General features: G+C 66.6%; 19 protein-coding genes. 11 read left to right on the plus strand and 8 right to left on the minus strand.

All coding sequences use genetic code 11. The annotated features are described in order from the left end of the window. Positions 1–40: 40 nt before the first annotated feature. Entirely contained in the window at positions 41–1,615 is a 1,575-nt protein-coding gene (locus CEY08_RS29075; protein WP_076814448.1) for an alkaline phosphatase family protein, read from the minus strand. Positions 1,616–1,755: 140 nt separating this feature from the next. On the opposite strand from CEY08_RS29075, the gene CEY08_RS29080 reads away from it, so the two are divergent. From CEY08_RS29080 to CEY08_RS29105, 6 genes are all read left to right on the plus strand, one after another. Further along, complete coding sequence (locus CEY08_RS29080; protein WP_063640383.1) at positions 1,756–2,574, plus strand: IclR family transcriptional regulator domain-containing protein; 819 nt, start codon at positions 1,756–1,758, stop codon at positions 2,572–2,574. 194 nt (positions 2,575–2,768) lie between these two features. Next, positions 2,769–3,644, plus strand: coding sequence for an NAD(P)-dependent oxidoreductase (locus CEY08_RS29085; RefSeq protein ID WP_076814446.1), 876 nt, complete (start codon positions 2,769–2,771; stop codon positions 3,642–3,644). Positions 3,645–3,692: 48 nt separating this feature from the next. Beyond that, positions 3,693–4,658, plus strand: a complete 966-nt coding sequence (locus CEY08_RS29090) for a Bug family tripartite tricarboxylate transporter substrate binding protein (protein WP_076814444.1) — start codon at positions 3,693–3,695, stop codon at positions 4,656–4,658. A 36-nt stretch (positions 4,659–4,694) separates the two neighbouring features. Beyond that, entirely contained in the window at positions 4,695–5,372 is a 678-nt protein-coding gene (locus CEY08_RS29095) for an RraA family protein (RefSeq protein ID WP_063961967.1), read from the plus strand. A gap of 23 nt (positions 5,373–5,395) precedes the next feature. Continuing rightward, positions 5,396–6,412: a hydroxyacid dehydrogenase gene (locus tag CEY08_RS29100; RefSeq protein ID WP_088607865.1), complete on the plus strand. Its 1,017-nt coding sequence runs from the start codon at positions 5,396–5,398 to the stop codon at positions 6,410–6,412. A 73-nt stretch (positions 6,413–6,485) separates the two neighbouring features. Further along, positions 6,486–7,136 carry a GntR family transcriptional regulator gene (locus CEY08_RS29105; protein ID WP_076814441.1) on the plus strand — a complete coding sequence of 217 codons (651 nt, stop codon included), beginning with the start codon at positions 6,486–6,488 and terminating at the stop codon, positions 7,134–7,136. A 9-nt stretch (positions 7,137–7,145) separates the two neighbouring features. Here CEY08_RS29105 and CEY08_RS29110 read toward each other — a convergent pair whose 3' ends face one another. Beyond that, a complete protein-coding gene (locus CEY08_RS29110; protein WP_042797185.1) occupies positions 7,146–7,817 on the minus strand; it encodes a TetR/AcrR family transcriptional regulator in 672 nt (223 codons plus the stop codon). A 147-nt stretch (positions 7,818–7,964) separates the two neighbouring features. Between CEY08_RS29110 and CEY08_RS29115 the strand changes: the two genes are divergently transcribed. The 3 genes from CEY08_RS29115 (at position 7,965) to CEY08_RS29125 (ending at position 10,554) form a co-directional block, all read left to right on the plus strand. Next, positions 7,965–9,176, plus strand: a complete 1,212-nt coding sequence (locus CEY08_RS29115) for a Tm-1-like ATP-binding domain-containing protein (RefSeq protein ID WP_076814439.1) — start codon at positions 7,965–7,967, stop codon at positions 9,174–9,176. A gap of 11 nt (positions 9,177–9,187) precedes the next feature. After that, a complete protein-coding gene (locus CEY08_RS29120) occupies positions 9,188–10,018 on the plus strand; it encodes a phosphoenolpyruvate hydrolase family protein (RefSeq protein WP_063961965.1) in 831 nt (276 codons plus the stop codon). A 92-nt stretch (positions 10,019–10,110) separates the two neighbouring features. Beyond that, complete coding sequence (locus CEY08_RS29125) at positions 10,111–10,554, plus strand: SRPBCC family protein (RefSeq protein WP_076814436.1); 444 nt, start codon at positions 10,111–10,113, stop codon at positions 10,552–10,554. Between the two features lie 16 nt (positions 10,555–10,570). Here CEY08_RS29125 and CEY08_RS29130 read toward each other — a convergent pair whose 3' ends face one another. Then, positions 10,571–11,536 carry a LysR family transcriptional regulator gene (locus tag CEY08_RS29130; RefSeq protein ID WP_063640376.1) on the minus strand — a complete coding sequence of 322 codons (966 nt, stop codon included), beginning with the start codon at positions 11,534–11,536 and terminating at the stop codon, positions 10,571–10,573. A 122-nt stretch (positions 11,537–11,658) separates the two neighbouring features. Between CEY08_RS29130 and CEY08_RS29135 the strand changes: the two genes are divergently transcribed. Beyond that, positions 11,659–13,128 (plus strand): N-acyl-D-amino-acid deacylase family protein, encoded by a 1,470-nt coding sequence (locus CEY08_RS29135; RefSeq protein WP_076814434.1) that lies wholly within the window; start codon positions 11,659–11,661, stop codon positions 13,126–13,128. Positions 13,129–13,170: 42 nt separating this feature from the next. After that, positions 13,171–14,130: a tripartite tricarboxylate transporter substrate binding protein BugE gene (locus tag CEY08_RS29140; RefSeq protein WP_063640374.1), complete on the plus strand. Its 960-nt coding sequence runs from the start codon at positions 13,171–13,173 to the stop codon at positions 14,128–14,130. 38 nt (positions 14,131–14,168) lie between these two features. On the opposite strand, the gene CEY08_RS29145 is transcribed toward CEY08_RS29140, so the two are convergent. The 5 genes from CEY08_RS29145 to CEY08_RS29165 are packed head-to-tail and all read right to left on the minus strand — an operon-like array spanning position 14,169 to position 18,574. Then, a complete protein-coding gene (locus CEY08_RS29145) occupies positions 14,169–15,539 on the minus strand; it encodes a sulfite reductase subunit alpha (protein WP_076814432.1) in 1,371 nt (456 codons plus the stop codon). 4 nt (positions 15,540–15,543) lie between these two features. Continuing rightward, positions 15,544–16,569, minus strand: coding sequence for an FAD:protein FMN transferase (locus tag CEY08_RS29150; protein ID WP_088607866.1), 1,026 nt, complete (start codon positions 16,567–16,569; stop codon positions 15,544–15,546). Between the two features lie 14 nt (positions 16,570–16,583). Then, the gene (locus tag CEY08_RS29155; RefSeq protein ID WP_042794230.1) at positions 16,584–17,384 is read right to left on the minus strand and encodes a DUF4198 domain-containing protein; all 801 of its coding nucleotides are present in this window, start codon (positions 17,382–17,384) and stop codon (positions 16,584–16,586) included. A 19-nt stretch (positions 17,385–17,403) separates the two neighbouring features. After that, the gene (locus CEY08_RS29160) at positions 17,404–17,919 is read right to left on the minus strand and encodes a DUF2271 domain-containing protein (RefSeq protein ID WP_063640372.1); all 516 of its coding nucleotides are present in this window, start codon (positions 17,917–17,919) and stop codon (positions 17,404–17,406) included. A 28-nt stretch (positions 17,920–17,947) separates the two neighbouring features. Then, the gene (locus CEY08_RS29165; protein WP_042794228.1) at positions 17,948–18,574 is read right to left on the minus strand and encodes a PepSY-associated TM helix domain-containing protein; all 627 of its coding nucleotides are present in this window, start codon (positions 18,572–18,574) and stop codon (positions 17,948–17,950) included. Between the last annotated feature and the right edge of the window lie 30 nt (positions 18,575–18,604).

The raw sequence follows: 18,604 nt of genomic DNA on the forward strand, positions 1-18,604 counted from the left end.
GAGGTTTATTTTTCAGGCGTCCTGGTCCGGACGCGCTGCGCTACCACCTGCCGATGTGGATGCCGGCCGATTCCTCCTTGCGTGTCCATCCCGTCATGGCGGCGTGGCTGACGGTGGGGTGGATCTTGCGATTGCGCAGCCAATCGAACAGCATGGCCTGGTAGCGTTCGCGCACAGGCGCGTGCGCGGGGTCCGCGCCCAGGTCGTCGTATTCGTCCGGATCCGCGCGCAAATCGAATAGCTGCGGACGCAGACCTTCGAAATGGACGTACTTCCAGTCGTGGTCACGCACCATAATGGTGTGGCAGCCGTCGGCGGGACGGCCCAGCGGTTCGCGCACGAAGTCGCGGAACGCATAGTTGTTTTCCGAGTACACCGCGCGGCGCCAGTCAGCGGGTTCCTCGCCGCGCAGCAGCGGCAGCAGCGAACGTCCTTCCAGGATGTGATCGGGGATTTCCGCGCCCAAGGCATCCAGGATGGTGGGTACCAGGTCGATGGCTTCCACCAGGCGCGATTCCACCGCGCCGCGGCGCGCGCCGCCGGGCAGGCGCACGATCAGCGGTACTTTGGCCACGCAGTCGTGGAACAGCTCTTTTTCGCCGAGGTAATGATCGCCGAGATAGTCGCCATGGTCGCTGCAGAAGATGATCATGGTGTCCTGGTCGCGGCCGCTGCGCCGCAGGTAGTCGAACAGTACGCCCAACTGGTCGTCGACCTGCTTGATCAGGCCCATGTAGGTGGGGATCACCGTCTCGCGCACCTGGTCGCAGGAGAAGTTCCTGCTGACTTCGGCCTGGCGAAAACCCTGCAGCACGGGATGGGCGTTCTCCAGTTCACGGGGCGCGCGCTTGGCCGCCTGCATGTCGTCGATTGAATACATCGCGTGATACGGCGCGGGCGCGACATAGGGCCAATGCGGCTTGATGTAGGAAAGGTGCAGCACCCAGGGCTGTTCGCCGCTTTGCTCGATGAATTCGATCGCGCGCCGCGTCATATAAGGTGTTTCAGAGTCCGTTTCCGCGACGCGCGCCGGCAGGCCGGCGTAGCGCATGTTCCAGCCGGACAGGATCTCGCCATTGGCGCCCAGCGCCGAGTTGGCGTGGTCATGCCAGGGGTTGGCGCCGTCATAGCCTTGCTGGCGCAAGTACTGCGTGTATCGGTGCGCCTCGTCGCAAAAGCCCGGCGGCCAGATGCCGTCGTCGCGGTCGTAAGGTTCGAACCCGCCTTCCGCCGCCAACAGGCCGGCCGCGCTTGCCGGGTCTATCCCCAGGCGCTGCATGCCGTGCCTGTCGGCCTCCACGTGCGTCTTGCCCGCCACCGCCACGCGGACTCCCTGCGGGCGCAGGTAGTCTCCCAGCGTCATTTCGCTGACGGGCATGGGCACGAAGTTCCACACGGCGCCGTGGCTGGTGACGTAACGGCCGGTGTAATAGGACATGCGCGACGGACCGCAAACCGGGCCTTGCACGAAGGCATGGTCAAAGCGTACGCCTTCGGCAGCGAGGCGGTCGATGTTGGGGGTGCGCAGGCGCGGGTGTCCATAGCAGGACAGATAGTCCCAGCGCAGTTGGTCGCACATGATCCAGAGCACATTGCGTGCAGCCTGTCCGCTCATTCCCGCCTCTCTTCCTGTTGCGCCAGCCACAACGGCTTTCGATAGACGTCACGATATTTCGCCGGGCCTGGGCGGCTCAAGCAGGTTTTGCTAGAGTTTCACTGAGTGAAATTCTCAGACGTTGCAATTTGGGGGGGGCAATGAGCCGCTGGACGCCGAAGGTGAAGACGATAGATGCGCTGGAGCGCGGCCTCATCGTGCTGGACGAGGTGCGCGCCACGCAGGGCGCGAGCTTGCAGGAACTGCATGCGCGCACGGGCTATGCCAAGGCCACGCTGCTGCGCATCCTGGCGACGCTGCAATTGCGGGGATTGATATGGCGGCGCATCGCGGATGACTATTTCTGCCCTGCCAGCTCGCTCAACGAACCCAGCCGGCGCGCGCGCGTGCTGGACCTGCTGGGGCAATGCGCGGCCCCCGAACTGGATCGCCTGCAGGCGGAGGTGCTGTGGCCGTCGGACCTGACGGTGCGCCGCGGCAGCGCGATGATCGTGCGCGAGACCAATCGCAGCCAGTCGTATTTCACGATACGCAGAGACAACATCGGTTTCCAGATCAATATGCTGCGCTCGGCGGTGGGACGCGCTTATCTGGCGTTCTGCGCCGAAAAGGAACGCGAGTCGATCCTTGCGGCATTGCGCCGCAGCCGCCGGGAGGGCGACGCGCTGGCGCATGATGGCGCGGCAGTGGCCAAGCTTCTCGAGCAAACCCGCCGCCAGGGCTACGCGCTGCGCGAACAGCGCTTCGGCGGCGACTACGACAAGCCGCGCAAGGACCAGAACGACAGGCTGGATGCCATTGCCGTGCCCATCATGGCCGCGCCAGGGCGGCTCTACGGCTGCGTGAACATTGTGTGGATCCAGGGCGTGCGCTCCACCGGCCAGATGGTGGAGCAATGCTTGGAGCCGCTATGCCGCACGGCGCGGGCCATTTCCGCCGCCATGGTGCGACGCGCCTGACGCGCCAGCCCCCGAAGACACGCGCCAATCCGGCCTCTGCCCCGAGCGCGTCGGTCTTTCGCATCGCGGAGCTATCCCTATCATTTTGTATTTTTTATGTATTGAAATTATAGAAAACCTAGGGTTTATACCGATAATATGGGCGAAATTTTCATTCTATAAAGCATCATTGTTTTTTTATTGTATTTATAGAAATGAAAATTGCTCTGATGGGCTGCGGCGAAGTCGGCTCCTGCTATGCGCAGGCATGGACTGCCGCCGGGCATGCGGTGGTGGGGATCTGCGAGTTGCGGCAGGACGAAGAAATGACCGGGCGCGCCCGGAGTCTTGGCGCCGGACTGCACGCTGAGCCGGGTGCATGGCTCGCAGAAGCGGACGTCGTCGTGTCGGCGGTGTATGGCCACGCCGCGCTCGAGATCGCGCGGCGGAGCTTTCCGCATATGCGCCCGGATGCGGTCTATGCCGACTTCACCACCGCCAGCGCGCCCGATATGCAGGCCGCTGCGGCGGCCGCTGCCGACCGGCATATCGACTTTACCGACGTCGCGATCATGGGCGCCATTGCGCTGCTGGCCGAACGTACGCCCTTGCTTTGCGCCGGAAGCGGCACGGACATGGTGCTGCGGTTGGCGGAGAGCGGCGGGGCGCCGGCACGCGCCATACAAGGAGCGGCGGGCGACGCCGTGCGTCTGAAACTGCTGCGCAGCATCATGACGAAGGGCATGGAAAGCCTGGCCGTGGAATGCCTGGTCGCGGCCGAGTCCATGGGATTGAGAGCCTCGCTTTACGAGGTGCTCGCGGACATCGACCAGACGCCGCTTACCGCCTTCATGGATTCATTCGTCCGGTCCCACGTACTGCATGCGCAGCGCCGGCAGGCGGAAGTCCGGGAAGCCCGCGAGCAACTGCTGCAGGCGGGGCTGGAGCCCCTGGTTCTCGACGGCGTCGAACGGCTTTTCGGGCGGACCAGCAGGGGCATCCTGAATGCGCGAGCGGACGGCGATTTCAACTTGCCCGACTCCGTCGAGGCGCGCCTGGCCTGGCTCACAACGCTGGCGCGCGAGCGCTGAGCGCGTCGCGTTGCCCATCCAATAAGAATCAACTGTGTGAGGAAGACAATGAAAGTCCTGAAGAATTTTCTGGCGGCCACGCTCCTGCTGGGTTGCGTCGCCGCGAACGCGGCAGATATGGGCAAGGCGCCCATCACGCTCATTTCCCCATTCCCGCCCGGAGGCGGCACCGATACGCTGACCCGCATGATCGGCAGCGCGATCGGCCAGGAGCAGGGGTGGAACATGGTGGTGGAGAACAAGCCAGGCGCCGGCGGCAACCTGGCGCTGGACGCCACCGCCCGCGCGCGCCCGGATGGACATACGCTGGTGATGGCGCAGACCGACAACATCGTGCTGAACCCCTGGCTCTACAACAAGCTCAGCTACGACACGTTCAAGGATTTCAGGCCGATCGGGCCCGTGGCCACGTCGCCGAGCGTTTTCGTGGTTCTTCCGGAGTCCCCGTTCAAGACGATCGCTGATGTGGTCAAGGCCGCGCAAGCCCGTCCCGGTGTGGTTTCGCTGGGCATTCCCGGCATCGGCGGCACTGGCGACCTGACCGGCTATCTCTGGCGCAAGGCGGCGAACATCGAATTGATGCACGTGCCTTACCGGGGCTGGGGCCAAGCGTTCCCGGATCTCGCCAGCGGCCGCATCGATATGTATGTGGGCTCCGTTGCCTCGCTGTTGCCGCAGATCCGCGGCGGCAAGGTCCGCGCGTTGGCCGTGGTTGCCAAGGAACGCGCGCCGGCCTTGCCCGACGTGCCCACGTTCGTGGAAAGCGGATTCAAGACGATCGACCAGTCGATCTGGTGGGGGCTGATGGCTCCCGCCAACACGCCTGACGACGTGGTCGCCACGTTGAGCAAGGCGTTGCAGCAGGTTCAATCCCAACCCGAATTGGTGAAAAAGCTGGAAGACGCCGGCTATAGCGTGCTCAAGGGCTCCCCAGAAGACCTGGCCCGCCAGCATCGGGCAGATCACGAGACCTTCGGCAAGGTCGTGCAGGACGCAGGCATTCCCAAGCAGTAATGGCAACGCATCGCAAATTCCCCCACAGGAGCAGAAATGATCGGTTTTGAGATCCACGCCCGCAAGCGCGCGGTGAGCAAGCAAACCGTGGAGAAGTTCAACGGCGTTCCGGTGGCCAACATCAGCGACTGCATGTCGCGGATGACGGCCGGCGGCGCGCGCTTGCTGCCCATGCACGATGGCAGCCCGCTTGCCGGGCCCGCCCTGACCGTGCGCACCCGCCCCGGCGACAATCTGCTGGTCCACAAGGCGCTTGACCTCGCGCAGCCCGGCGACGTGATCGTGGTGGATGCCGGCGGCGATCTGACCAACGCCATCATCGGCGAAATCATGACCAGCTATGCGCAGACCCGCGGTATCGCCGGTATTGTGATCAATGGCGCGATCCGCGATAGCGGCGCAATCCGTCGCGGCGCGTTTCCCGTCTATGCGGCTGGCGTGACGCACCGCGGGCCCTATAAGGACGGGCCAGGAGAGATCAACTGCGTCATAGCCCTGAATGGCATGACGATCGAGCCGGGCGACCTGATCGTGGGCGACGAGGACGGCCTGTTGTCGATTCCGTTCGAGCAGACGGAAGCGGTCTACCTGGCGGCGTTGTCCAAGCACGAAGTTGAAACGAAGATGCTGGCGGATATTGCGGCGGGAACGCTGGATACATCTTGGGTGGATGCCCGGCTCAAGCAACTGGGCTGCGCCGAGGCTCGGCCGTGATCCCGGCGAGGCAGCCCGGCGGCATGCGCGTCGTCCGACTGGATCTCTGGATCGATCCCGCGTTCGACGCGTGCATTGAGCGCGAGCCGACGTTAAGCCTCGAGGTACTGCCCGTGCGCGACGAGGCGATCACGGCGGCGGGACTCGCCGGCGCGCATGCCTACCATGTCAGCGCGGCCAAGGACGAAGTCCCCGCGCGCTGGCAAGTTTCGGAAAGCCTGCTGGCACGGTGTCCGGAACTGCTTTGTGTGTCCTCGGGCGGCGCGGGCTACGACACCGTGGACGTTGCTGCCTGCACGCGGGCCGGAGTGGCAGTGGTGAACCAGGCCGGCGCCAATGCCGCATCAGTGGCGGAAATGACGTTCGCATTGCTGCTGTCGCTGGTCAAGCGCCTGCGTGAATCCCAGGCCGCGCTGGTGGCGGGATCCGCCGCCACGCGCGAGGCCCTGATGGGACGCGAGATCGAGGGACGAGCGCTGGGCATCGTGGGCATCGGCGAAATCGGCCGCAGAGTAGCGCGCGTCGCCGCCGGCTTCGGCTTGCGGGTGATTGCATACGACCCGCTGCTGCCGCCCGAGGAAATCCGCGCCCGCGGTGCCGAACCTGTGAGCTTCCCGCAGTTGCTCGAGCAGGCCGAAGTGGTAAGCCTGCACTGTCCGCTGAATGATGACACGCGGGGCATGATCGGCGCCGAAGCCTTTGCCATGATGCGCCCCGGCGCACTGTTTATTTCGACCGCGCGCGGCGGAATCCATGATGAGCAGGCCTTGCTTTCCGCCTTGCAGGAGGGGCGGCTGGCGGGAGCGGGGCTGGATGTCTGGAGCCAGGAGCCTCCCCAGCCCGGGCATGGGCTGTTGCTGCGTTCCGATGTCGTGGCCACCTACCACACGGGGGGCGTCACGCACGAAGGCAGGCGCAAGGTCGCGCATGGGTCTGCCAGCCAGATCATGGAAATGTTGGCCGGACGCCGTCCCCCGCGGCTACTGAATCCGGAGGTCTGGCCCACGTTCCTGGAGCGGCTCGGTCGACGCGAGCGTTGACGCGGCCATGCGCGATTGCCGGGATAGGCTTCCGGTATAGTTCGAGAACCCGGATCTGGAGTCACGCGCCATCATGTCGAGCGCCCGCGATTACGTTTATGCAGAGTTGCGCCGCCGCCTGATGGCGGGCTCTTTCATGCCCGGCGAACGGTTGCGTGAAGAGCACATCGCGGCCGAGCTATCCGTCAGCCGGACGCCGGTGCGCAGCGCGATCGAACGCCTGGTGACGGACGGCTTGGTCAAGCACGAGGGCCGGCGCGGAGCCGTCGTGCTGGGTTGGCAAGACCGGGACATCGACGAAGCGTTCGAGCTGCGCATGCTGCTCGAACCGTATTCCGCCAAGGCGGCTGCCGAACGGGCTAGTCCCGAACAGATACTCGAACTCGAGCGCATCAACCAATGCATGCTAGATGCCATCAACGCCGATGCCGCCGACAGCGTCGCGCAGGTGCAGCACTTCAACAACCAGTTCCATCACGCGTTGCTGGAAGCCGCGCAATCGGCCCGGGTGCGGTCCATGGTGGAAAACCTGTTGGACATGCCCATCATCATCGGTTCGTTCTATTTCTACACCAAGGACGACATGCTGCGCAGCGTGGAGCATCATCGCCAGATCATCGCGGCGCTACGCGCGCGCGATGCGGAATGCGCCCAGATTGCGATGCGCTTTCACCTTGCCGCCACGCATCTGCTTTTCCGCAGCCATCGCAAGTCGGGCCCGTAACCGCCGACCTTACTGCCGCACGCGTTTTTCTGGCTGTTTTTCCCCGGATCCGGCCTCGGCCAGCGCCTGCGTGATGATGGCTTGGGCCGTCCAGCGCACCACGTCCGTGAGTTCGGGCAGGTCCAGCTTCCAGATGTCCTTCAGCACCAGGAACACTTCGGTGCCGTACACCAGTGACAAGGCCTGGGCCACGCGGTCCTGCTGCGCGGGCGTCAGTTGGCCCGCCATTGGCGCGATGGCGCGTTTCAGGATATCCACGCGGTGGCCCCGTACCAGCCGGGGCTCCGTGCCCGCGCGACCGGCGCTGGCTTCGGCATGTTGCTGCAGCGACACCATGATGGCCGCGCGTAGCGGCGCTTCGTGCGCTTCCAGCCGGGGATAGGCGAAGCGCAGCAGTTCGTCGACGCGGTCGGCGGCGTCCGGCGCGGCAGAGTCCCACGCCAGGATAGGGCCCAGGCTTTCGTCAACCACGGCGGCGATCAGCGCGCTCTGGCTGGGGAAGTAACGGTAGGCCGTCGCGCGCGAAACCTGAGCATGCTCAGCCAGTTCGGCCACCGAGGGCGTGACGCCCTGGGCCATCAGCTGCTGCGCCGCATCCAGCAGGGTTTTGCGCATGCGCGCGCGCGGTCCGTGAGGAGGCTCGCCGCTTGCGGCGGCCTGCGGGCTGGCGGGCGCGATCAGCCGCGCCGAACCGGCGGCGGAAGGGGCGGGAGTTTGACGTGAGACAGGTGTCTCAGTATGATTCTTTCGTCTCATTTCTAGATTCTACAGGCCTTGCGGCCCCACACATCGAGGCGCGCACTGAGTGTAGCCGCCCGCGGAGGAGTCATGACGCATTCGAACCGGCGGGTCTACGTGGCCGCCACCTATGACACGAAGGGCCAAGAGGCCGACTACGTGATGGATCTGCTGCGGCGCGACGGGCTGGAGCCGGTGTCGGTGGACGTGTCCACTTCCGGCGCCGCCAGCGCAGCCCAGGTGCAGGCGAGCGAGGTGGCCGCGAACCACCCGCAGGGCGCCGGCGCGGTTTTTACCGGCGACCGGGGAACGGCCATCGCGGCGATGGCACTGGCGTTCGAGCGCTATGCGGCCGCGAATGCAGGCATGGGGGCGCTGCTGGGCCTGGGCGGCTCGGGCGGCACTGCCCTGATCACGCCCGCCATGCGCGCGCTGCCGATCGGCATCCCCAAGTTGATGGTCTCGACTATGGCCTCGGGCAATGTCGCGCCGTATGTCGGCCCCTCGGACATCGCCATGATGTATTCCGTGACCGACGTTGCCGGCCTGAACCGTATTTCGCGCCGGGTGCTGGCCAACGCGGCCGGCGCGATTGGCGGGGCCTTCAAGCAGGCCGCCAATGCCGTAGCGGACGACGGCCGGCCTGCCGTGGGTATCACGATGTTCGGTGTTACCACCGCCTGCGTGCAGCAGGTGACGCCGCTGCTGGAGTCCCGCTACGACTGCTTGGTTTTCCACGCCACGGGCACGGGCGGGCAGTCGATGGAAAAGCTGCTGGACAGCCATTTGCTGGGCGGCGTGCTGGACCTGACCACGACGGAAGTCTGTGACTTCCTGTTTGGCGGCGTGCTGGCCTGCACCGAAGACCGATTCGGCGCCGTGGCCCGTACGGGCCTGCCTTACGTGGGTTCTTGCGGCGCATTGGATATGGTGAATTTCGGCGCCATGGACACCGTCCCCGAACGCTATCGCGGCCGCCAGTTCTATCCGCACAATCCGCAGGTGACGCTGATGCGCACCACCGTGGAGGAAAACACCCGCCAGGGCGAATGGATCGCCGCCAGGCTGAACCAATGCCAGGGCCCGGTGCGCTTTTTGATTCCGGAAGGCGGCGTATCCGCGCTGGACGCGCCGGGCCAGGCCTTTTGGGACCCGCGGGCCGATGCCGCACTGTTCGCGGCGCTGGAGGCGAATCTGGTGCAGACGGCCGACCGCCGCCTGGTGCGCGTGCCTTGCCACATCAACGATCCGCAGTTCGCCCGGGCCGCGGTCGATCAATTTCTTGAAATCGCTACACACTGAGGACAGCCGCCATGCCGCGCTTTGACCGCAACGAACTCCTGGACAAGTTTCGCGCCATGGTGCGCGCGCGCACGCCCATCGTCGGCGGCGGCGCGGGCACCGGCCTGTCGGCCAAGTGCGAGGAGGCGGGCGGCATCGACCTGATCGTGATCTACAACTCCGGCCGCTACCGCATGGCGGGCCGCGGCTCGCTGGCCGGCCTGCTGGCCTATGGCAATGCCAACGAGATCGTGGTGGACATGGGGCGTGAAGTGCTGCCGGTGGTGAAGAACACGCCCGTGCTTGCCGGCGTCAACGGCACCGACCCGTTCTGCGATTTCGACGTCTTCCTGGACGATCTCAAGCGCCAAGGCTTTGCCGGCGTGCAGAACTTCCCCACCGTGGGCCTCATCGACGGCACCTTCCGCGCCAACCTGGAAGAGACCGGCATGGGCTATGCGCTGGAAGTGGACATGATCCGCCTGGCGCACAAGAAGGGGATGCTGACCACGCCCTACGTCTTCAACGAGGACGATGCCGTGGCCATGACTCGCGCCGGCGCCGACATCATCGTAGCCCACATGGGCCTGACCACGGGCGGCTCCATCGGCGCGGAAACCGCGCAGACGCTGGACGATTGCGTGGCGGCCATCGACCGCATCGCCGCGGCCGCGCTGGCCGTGCGGCCGGATATCATCGTGTTGTGCCATGGCGGCCCTATCGCCACGCCCGAGGACGCGGCCCACGTTTTGCGCGCGTGCAAACACTGCCATGGCTTCTACGGCGCCAGCTCGATGGAGCGGCTGCCTACCGAGCAGGCGCTGACCGCGGCAACCCGCGAGTTCAAGAGCTTGACGTTCTGATTCCACAAACGGAGGTTCCGTCCGCGGAGTCTCCGTTTGCGCAGTTTCCGCCGTTTTCCCAATGCCTGGGCCACGCGCCCGCAGGAGTCCAAATGCCGCACACCGTACACGTCAGCGCCATCATCCATGCGCCGCTTCAGAAGGTCTGGGCCAGCTTCCGCGATTTCAACGGCCTGGCCGCCTGGCATCCCGGCATTGCCGAAAGCCGCCTGGAAGAGGGCGGGCGCCATGACGCCGTGGGCAGCGTGCGGTACTTGACGCTGCAGCCATCGGGTTTCGTGCGCGAACAACTGCTGATGCTGGACGATCCAGGCACGGCCTTGCGCTATTCCATCATCGAGACCGATCTGCCCATGCGCGATTACATTGCCGGCGTGTCGCTGCATTCCGTCACCGAGGGTGGCCAGACGCTGGTGGAATGGTGGGCGGATTTCCGCGTCGAAGGCGCGGAATTGCGCGACGTGGCGAACGCCGTGGGCCAGAACGTATTCGCCGCGGGGCTCGCGGCTTTGAACGAGAAGCTGCGCGAGGCCTGATCGCGCAGGGCACGCCCTACGCTTTCTGGCGTTTGGGCGGGATGCGCTTGCAGCCGGCCGGCAGCTCCGCCATGCGCAGGTAGTCGTGGATTGCGTGGATCAAGGCCTGCGCGGCCGGGCTCAGCGGGTATTCCTTGTGCCGGATAATGCAGACCGTGCGCACGACCGTGGGCCGGGCCAGCAACGCATAGGCCAGTCCGGGCTCCAGCACCCGTTGCGCCGCCAGTGCCGGGAGCAAGGCTACGCCCAGGCCGGCCTTGACCAGCGCCGCCTGTGAGGTGGTGCTGGAGGCTTCGTAGAAAGGCGCAGCCGCCTCTATCGGCAGATCCGCGCGGGCGCGCAACAGCGCCATGATGCCGGTCTCGTCCACCACGCCCACCAGCTTGCGGCCGGCCAGCTCCGACCAGCGCATCGTGCCGTCGCGCGCGGGGCGCAGGCTGGCGTCATCTTCCCGGTAGAGCACGCCGAAGCGGTCTTCGAGCAAACCGTCGAATTGCAGGCCGGGCGCATCGGCCCAGCGGCTGGTCAGCCCGAAATCCACTTCGCGCGCGGCGACTTTGCGCTGGATGCGGCCGGAGTTGTCGTCGCTGAGGTAAAGGCGCACGGCAGGATAGCGCGCGCAGTAGGCCGTGGCGGCGGGCGCGATGATCTGCGTGATGGCTGACGGGGCCGCCGCCACGCCCACGCGGCCGCGCTCCAGGGCGCCATAGCGCTGCACATCATCTATCACGCCATCGAAATCCGCCAGCAACCGCAATACGCGAGGCAGGAATTCCTCGCCCGCCGCCGTCAGCAGCACGCGGCGGCTGGTACGTGCGAACAGCTGCGTGGCCAGCGCATCCTCCAGCTGCCGCACCAGGCTGGTCACCGACGACTGCGTCTGGAACAGGCGCTTGGCCGCATGCGTGAAGCTGGATTCCTGCGCTACCGCGACAAAGGCGGTCAGGTGCTTCAAGGTAACGTGCTTGGGCAAACGATTCATTTCAAAACACGATAGATAGATCAATAAAAACAATTTTCCCAGATTGATCGCGCGGACGATACTAGATGGTTTCGACGTCCTCCGGCCATGCGCATCGGAGATACCACCAAGGCAGGAACACCATGCGGCAGGAAGCTCTGGATCTGATCATCGAAGGCGGCTGGGTCATTGACGGCCTGGGTGGCCCCCGGCGGCGTGCCGACGTAGGCGTGGCGGGCGAGCGCATCGCCGCCATCGGTGACCTGGCCGGCGCCTCTGCCGCCCGCCGCGTGGATGCGCGTGGCAAGATCGTGGCGCCCGGTTTCATCGACGTGCACGGGCACGACGATCTGATGTTCGTGGAGCGTCCTGGCCTGGAATGGAAAACCACCCAGGGCATCACCTCGGTCGTGGTGGGCAATTGCGGCGTGAGCGGCGCGCCCGCGCCCCTGCCTGGCAATACGGCGGCGGCGCTGGCCCTGCTGGGAGAGACGCCCCTGTTTGCCGACATGCAGGCTTATTTCGGCGAATTGCGCGCGCAGCGGCCGATGATCAACGTGGCGGCCCTCGTGGGACACGCCAATTTGCGCCTGGCCGCCATGCGCGATCCGGCGGCCCAGCCGACCGCCGAGGAACAGGACGCCATGCAGCGCATGCTGGACGATGCCCTGGCCGCGGGCGCGGTGGGCTTCAGCACGGGCCTCGCCTACCAGCCGGGCGGCGCAGCCCGTCCAGCGGAACTGGAAGGACTGGCGCGGGTGGCGGCGGCTCGCGGCGCGATGCACACCAGCCACATCCGCAATGAAGGCGACGAGGTCGAGGCCGCCGTCGACGAGGTCCTCTCGGTGGGCCGCAATACGGGCTGCGCCACGGTGCTGTCGCATCACAAATGCATGATGCCGCAGAACTGGGGCAAGAGCCGCGCCACGCTCGCGAACATCGACCGCGCGCGCGGCGAGGGCGTCGAGGTGGCGCTGGACATTTACCCGTATCCGGGCAGCTCCACCATCCTGATCCCCGAACGCGCCGAAACCATCGATGACATCCGCATTACCTGGTCCACCCCGCATCCGGAATGCGGCGGCCAGTTCCTCAGCGATATCGCGGCGCGCTGGGGCTGCGACAAGACCACCGCGGCGCGGCGCCTGTGTCCGGCGGGGGCCATCTACTTCGCCATGGACGAGGCCGAGGTCCAGCGCATCTTCCAGCATGAATGCTGCATGGTGGGCTCGGACGGCCTGCCCAACGACGCGCATCCGCATCCCCGGCTATGGGGCAGCTTTACGCGGGTATTGGGCCGCTACGTGCGCGAGGCCGAGCTGATGACGCTGGAGACCGCCATTGCCAAGATGACGTCCTTGCCGGCCCGCGTGTTCGGCCTGGCGGGACGCGGCCAGTTGAGCGAGGGCGCCTGGGCCGACATCGTCGTGTTCGACGCGGACACGGTCGAGGATCGCGCCACCTGGGAAGCGCCGACGCTGGCGTCGGCAGGCGTGGAGCACGTGCTGGTCAATGGGCAGCAGGTCTTTCCGGCCGCTGCCGGCATGGCGCGCCCCGGCAAGATCCTGCGCCGCGAGGCGATGGCGCAAACCGTGGCCGGCGCGCGCCGATAAAACCCGACAAAAACACCAACCATCCTTGCAGGAGACATCCCCATGATGCGCAAAACCTGGGTCGCGCTGGCGCTGGCCGCCGTGTTGCCCGCCGCCCACGCGGCGTTCCCCGACCATCCCATCACGCTGATCGTGCCATTCCCGGCAGGGGGGCCGACCGATATCGTCGGCCGCCTCGCGGCGGCCAAGGCCGGCGAGATCCTGGGCCAGCAGATTGTGGTGGAAAACCGCACCGGCGCGTCCGGCACGATAGGCATGACGGCCACCGCGCGCGCCAAGCCGGACGGCTATACCGTTGGCCTGGCCACGGTCAGTACCCATGGCACCGCGCCGCACCTGTTCCCCAAGCTGGCCTACGATCCGGTCCAGGACTTCACGCCGGTCAGCAACCTGGTTACCAGCCCCAACATCCTCAGCGTGAATCCGCAGTTTCCGGCCAAGACGCTGGCCGAATTCGTCGAGCACGTGCGCGCCAATCCGAGCAAGGACGGCTATGCCAATGCCGGCGCGGGTGGCGTGAACGACCTGGGCATGATCTGGTTCCTGCAGATCATAGGCGGCAAGATGAACAGCATTTCCTATCGCGGCTCGGCGCCCGCGCTGACCGATACCGTGGGCGGCGTGGTGCCGGTCATTTTCGACAATTTCCCGTCATCGCTGCCCTACCTGAAGAGCAACCATCTGCGCGCCCTTGCCATCACCGGCACCCAGCGCAATCCGCGCCTGCCGGATGTGCCGACGTTTGCCGAGCAGGGCTACAAGGACTACGACGTAACAGCCTGGTACGGCGTGGTCGGCCCGGCCGGCATGCCGGACGATGTGCGGGACAAGCTGGCCGACGCTTTCGCGCGCGCAGTGCGCGATCCGGCGACCGCGGCCAAGATGGAAGAGACCGGCGCTTTTCCCCTGGGCAACACGCCCGCGGAGTTTGGTCAGCAGATCCGCGCCGAGCGCGACCGCTGGAAGGCCGTGATCGAAAAGGCCGACATCAAGCTGCAATAAGGGGGAGGCGGGCTGCCTGGATTTGCCGCGGCCCGGTATCAATACACGTCGCGGCGGTAATGGCCGTCGCGCTGCATGGCTTGCAGCCGCGCGGCGCCCAGGATGTCTTGCAGGGCGGCATCCACGCCGCCAGCCATGCCTTGCAGGCTGCCGCAGACGTAAATGGCCGCGCCCGCGTCGACCCAGGCGCGCACGCTCTCGGCATGATCGCGCAAATGGTGCTGCACGTAGCGCCGGTCGGCCTGGTCGCGCGAGAAAACCGCGTCCACGCGCTCCAGCGTGCCATCATTGCGCCAGGCTTCGATTTCCTCGCGGCAGAACCAATCATGCGCCGCGTTGCGTTCTCCGAACACCAGCCAGTTGCGCGGGTGGCCGGCCGCGCGGCGCGCCTTGATCAGCGCGCGCAGGCCGGCCAGGCCGGTGCCGTTGCCCACCAAAAGCAGCGGTCGGCCATCGGGCGGCGCGTGGAAATTGCGGTTGACGCGTACGCGCAGGTCTATCGCATCCCCAGGCTGGGCGATCTGGGTGAGCCAGCCGCTACCCAGGCCCAGCGCGCCGTCGGCGCCGCGCATCTGTCGTACCAGCAGCTGAATCGCGCCATCTTCCGGCAGCGAGGCGATCGAGTACTCGCGATGGGCCAGCAAAGGGCCTGCGGCCTCTCGGCGGGGGCCGATTTCAGCGATGTCCCCCGCCTGCCAGCTGCACGCGCCACCGGTGGGCGGCGTCAGCGTCAGCAGATAGCAGGGGCCGCCCTGGCTTTGGGGATTGAGTTGTTCGCGCGCGGCCAGGCGCCAGGATTCGTAGACTGGAACCTGCCAGTCGGGCAGGTCGCTGCGCCCGGCCAGAAGACCAAGATGATGCTGCCAATGCCGCAGGGCCGCCGGATCCCCGTTGTCGACCTCGACCAGATCGAACAGCGGCGTCGCGCCTTGCGCGTACAGCCAGTCGTCCAGGCGATGGCCGAAGCCGCAGAACTGGGCGTATTCGCTGTCGCCGAGCGCCAGCACCGCATAGTGCGCCCCAGCCAGCCCCGCCGCGGTTTCTTGCATCTGTTCGGCGAAGGCGGCGGCGGCGTCGGGCGGATCGCCTTCGCCATAAGTGCTGACCACGAACAGCATGCGGCGATAGGTCGCCAGGCGTTGCGCGTCCAATTGCTCCAGCGCCGCCACCCGTACCGCCAGGCCGCCGGCGCGCAGGGACTCGGCGGTTTGCGCCGCCAGCGATTCGGCATAGCCCGTTTGCGTGGCGTAGGCGACGAGCAAGGTGTCTTCGGGGACAGGCGCCTGCAGGGCTTGCAGGGCCAGCGCCTGCTGCATTTGATGGCGCCGGGCGCGGCGCCAGGCCCACAGGCACAGCAGCAGCCAGGCTCCCACCACGCATGCCGCCGCGATCAATCGGGTTGCTGCCATGGTGTCAGGGTATAGCGGCCAGTGCCTGGAATGCGGGGGTGGCGACGACACGCCAGGCGTCGCGTTCGCGCAGGATGAACAAGGCGGCGAGCTCATGGCGGCGGGCGTAGGCCAGGCCTTCTTCTTCGCCCAGCACCGTCAACGCGGTGGCGAGCGCGTCGGCTTGCATGCAGCCGGGGTGCAGCACGGTGACTGATGCCAGGCCATTGCGCACCGGCAGGCCGGTGCGCGGATCGATGGTGTGCGCGTAGCGCTCGTCCCCCCTACCCGCGTGGCGGCGGTAATCGCCCGAGGTGGCGATGCTGTGGTCGCGCAGGGGCAGAGCAAGGGCGTGATCGTCGCTCGCATCGGGCACTTCGATGGCCACGCGCCAGGGCTGGCCGTCGGGCCGCTTGCCGCGCGCGCGCAGTTCGCCGCCCACTTCGACGAGGTACTGGGTGATGCCCAGCGCATCGAGCGCCATGGCGGCGCGGTCCACGCCGTAACCCTTGGCGATGGAAGAAAGATCCAGGTAGGCGCCGCCGGGTTGCAACGCGGCCTGGCGCTGGGCATCGAGTTGCACCCGGCGCCAGCCGCAACGAGCGCGCGCGGCCTCGATCGCGGAAGGCGACGGCGGTTCGAACGCGCGTTGGTGCGGTCCGAAACCCCAAGCGTTTACCAGCGGTCCGACGGTCGGATCGTAGGCGCCGCCGCTATCCTCGGCCAAAGCCAGCGCATGGCTCAGCACGTGGAAGAACCCGGCCGGCAGCGTTTGCCAGCCGGTGGCCGTCCGGTTGTAGCGCGTGATGTCCGAATCGGGCTCCCAGGTGCTCATCTGGGCGACCACTTCGTCCAGCGCGGCCTGGATGGCGTGGCGCGCCGCGGCCTCCGTGCGCCCGCGCGGCAACGCCAGGCGGGCCGACCAGGTGGTGCCCATGGTGGCGCCGGCCAGCGCCGCGGACGCGGTCGGCATTGCCGGCATGGCGCCATAGGCAAGGCTGACCGCCGTGGCAGGCGCGCCGCGCGGAGCGTAGGAAGGGGAGCTGGCCATGCGCCTGCGGCCGCTCAGGGCTGCAGCACCTCGACCGTGCCCGCGTAGGACAGGCGGCGCTTTTTGGCTTGCGGCACGCTGACCTTGGCATCTTCCATGCCGGCTTCGATCCAGTACAGGCCCGGCTGCGGCCACTTCACGGAGAACTTGCCGTCCTTGTCCGTCTTCAGCTGGATTTCGCCGACCTTGTCGCGATAGCGGCTGCCGCCCGGCACCACATTGACTTCCAGCTCCGCGGCCGGCTTGCCGTCCAGCAGCATCTGGAAGGTGGCAGGCTCATCCGTGAACAGGTCGTTCGGATGCGTCACCGGCGCCAGCTCCAGGCCGCGGCCGACAGGCTTGACGGCCGAGGGTTTGCCGGCGGTCACGAAGGTCTCGACGCGGCCCAGGCTTTGCGAGACTTCCAGTTCCTCGGCCTTGGCGGGCACGGCTTGCGCCAGGCCCTCGGGCTTGCCGAAGTAGCGCTTGTTCTTGCCGTCTTCCTTCCAGCGGGCGAACACGCCGTCATTGACCACGGCGACGCGGTAGGTTCCGGCCTGCTTGAGTTGCAGGTCGAATGTGCTGCGCAGCTTGCCGCGATTCAGGTTCTCGGCTTCGGCGGCGCTGCCGTCCGGCGCGACGACGGCCAGGCCGTCCAGGCGCAGCGGAGCGTGGTTGAAATAGAACTTGTCGTTGCCCACGGCGGCGTCGACGGTGACCCAGCTGTCGGTGCCCGACAACACGGTCGACGACGGCACCATCCAGACGTCATGCGCCTGGGAGGCGAAAGGCAGGCACAGAGCCAGGGCGGCGGCCAGTTTGGCGGCGGATTTCATCGTTGCGCTCCTAGGAGAATCAGGGTTTCAGGTCGAGCGCGATGGCGCCCAGTTCGTGTTCGCCGCGCGCCGTCAACTGCTCGGCCTTTTGCGGCGGCCATTGGAAGGGGATACGCAGCAGCTCGCGGCCGCCGACTTCGCGCGCCGCTTCGACCACCACGGCGTACTGGCCGGGTTTCAGTCCGGACAGTGGCTTGCTAGCCGCGTCAAAACGCAGCGCATGCTTGCCCACCGGCTTGGTGGCGCCGCTGACGCCGTCCACCGGGAATTGCTGATTGCGGCCGCTGCGGCGCCACCACTGGCGCATGTCCTTGAGCCACTCCGTGCCTTCGTTGTTCTTCTTGGCCACGTCGTACCAGACGGCCAGGTCGGTCGCCACGCTCTGGTCGGGATTCTCGATCCAGATCGCGACGTAGGGACGGTGGTACTCCGCGACATCCAGGCGCGGAACCTCAATGGACAGGCCGATGTCGGCCGCTTGGGCCGTTCGGGCGATCAGGCCGGCCAGCAGGGCCGACAACAACAGCTTGCGCATGGAAGTCTCCAGGGGCGGATCGTTGGAATCAATGAATGAAAAGCAGGGCCAGCACGACGGGGATCACAACGCCCAGGCCAACCATGGGCCAGGTCGCGCTACGGTTGCCGGCGTGCATCTTCAGCAGCACCAGCCCGGTCAGCGAAAAGACCAGACAGGCGACGGCGAAGATGTCCAGGAACCAGCTCCATGCCAGGCCCGTGTTGCGACCCTTGTGCAGATCATTGAGGTACGAGATCCAGCCGCGATCGGTGCGCTCATACTCGACGTCGCCGCTGGCCAGGTCGATGGACAGCCAGGCATCGCCGCCAGCGCGTGGCAGGGACAGATAGACCTCGTCGGCGGACCACTCCGCCGGCTTGCCGGCGGCGGCGGTGTCCAGCGTATCGTCCAGCCACTGGGCGACGGGCGCGGGCAGCGGCGCCTTTTTCTGGGCGGGTGGGGGAGAGAGTTGCTGCAGGACCGCTACGGGCAAGCGCGCCTCGCGGCTGGTCACGACAGCCTTGGCCTCGATGTGCGAGGCATTGTTCAGGGTCAGGCCGGTCACCGCGAACAACAGCATGCCCAGCAGGCACAGCGCCGAGCTGATCCAATGCCATTGGTGCAGCGTCTTGAGCCAATAGGCCCGGCGGCGGGGAGTGGTTGGACTGTCCATGGGTTATCGGGTGAAAGCCCGCGGATTCTA

It is taken from the genome of Achromobacter insolitus (genome assembly GCF_002209555.1).
Classification (GTDB): domain Bacteria; phylum Pseudomonadota; class Gammaproteobacteria; order Burkholderiales; family Burkholderiaceae_B; genus Achromobacter; species Achromobacter insolitus.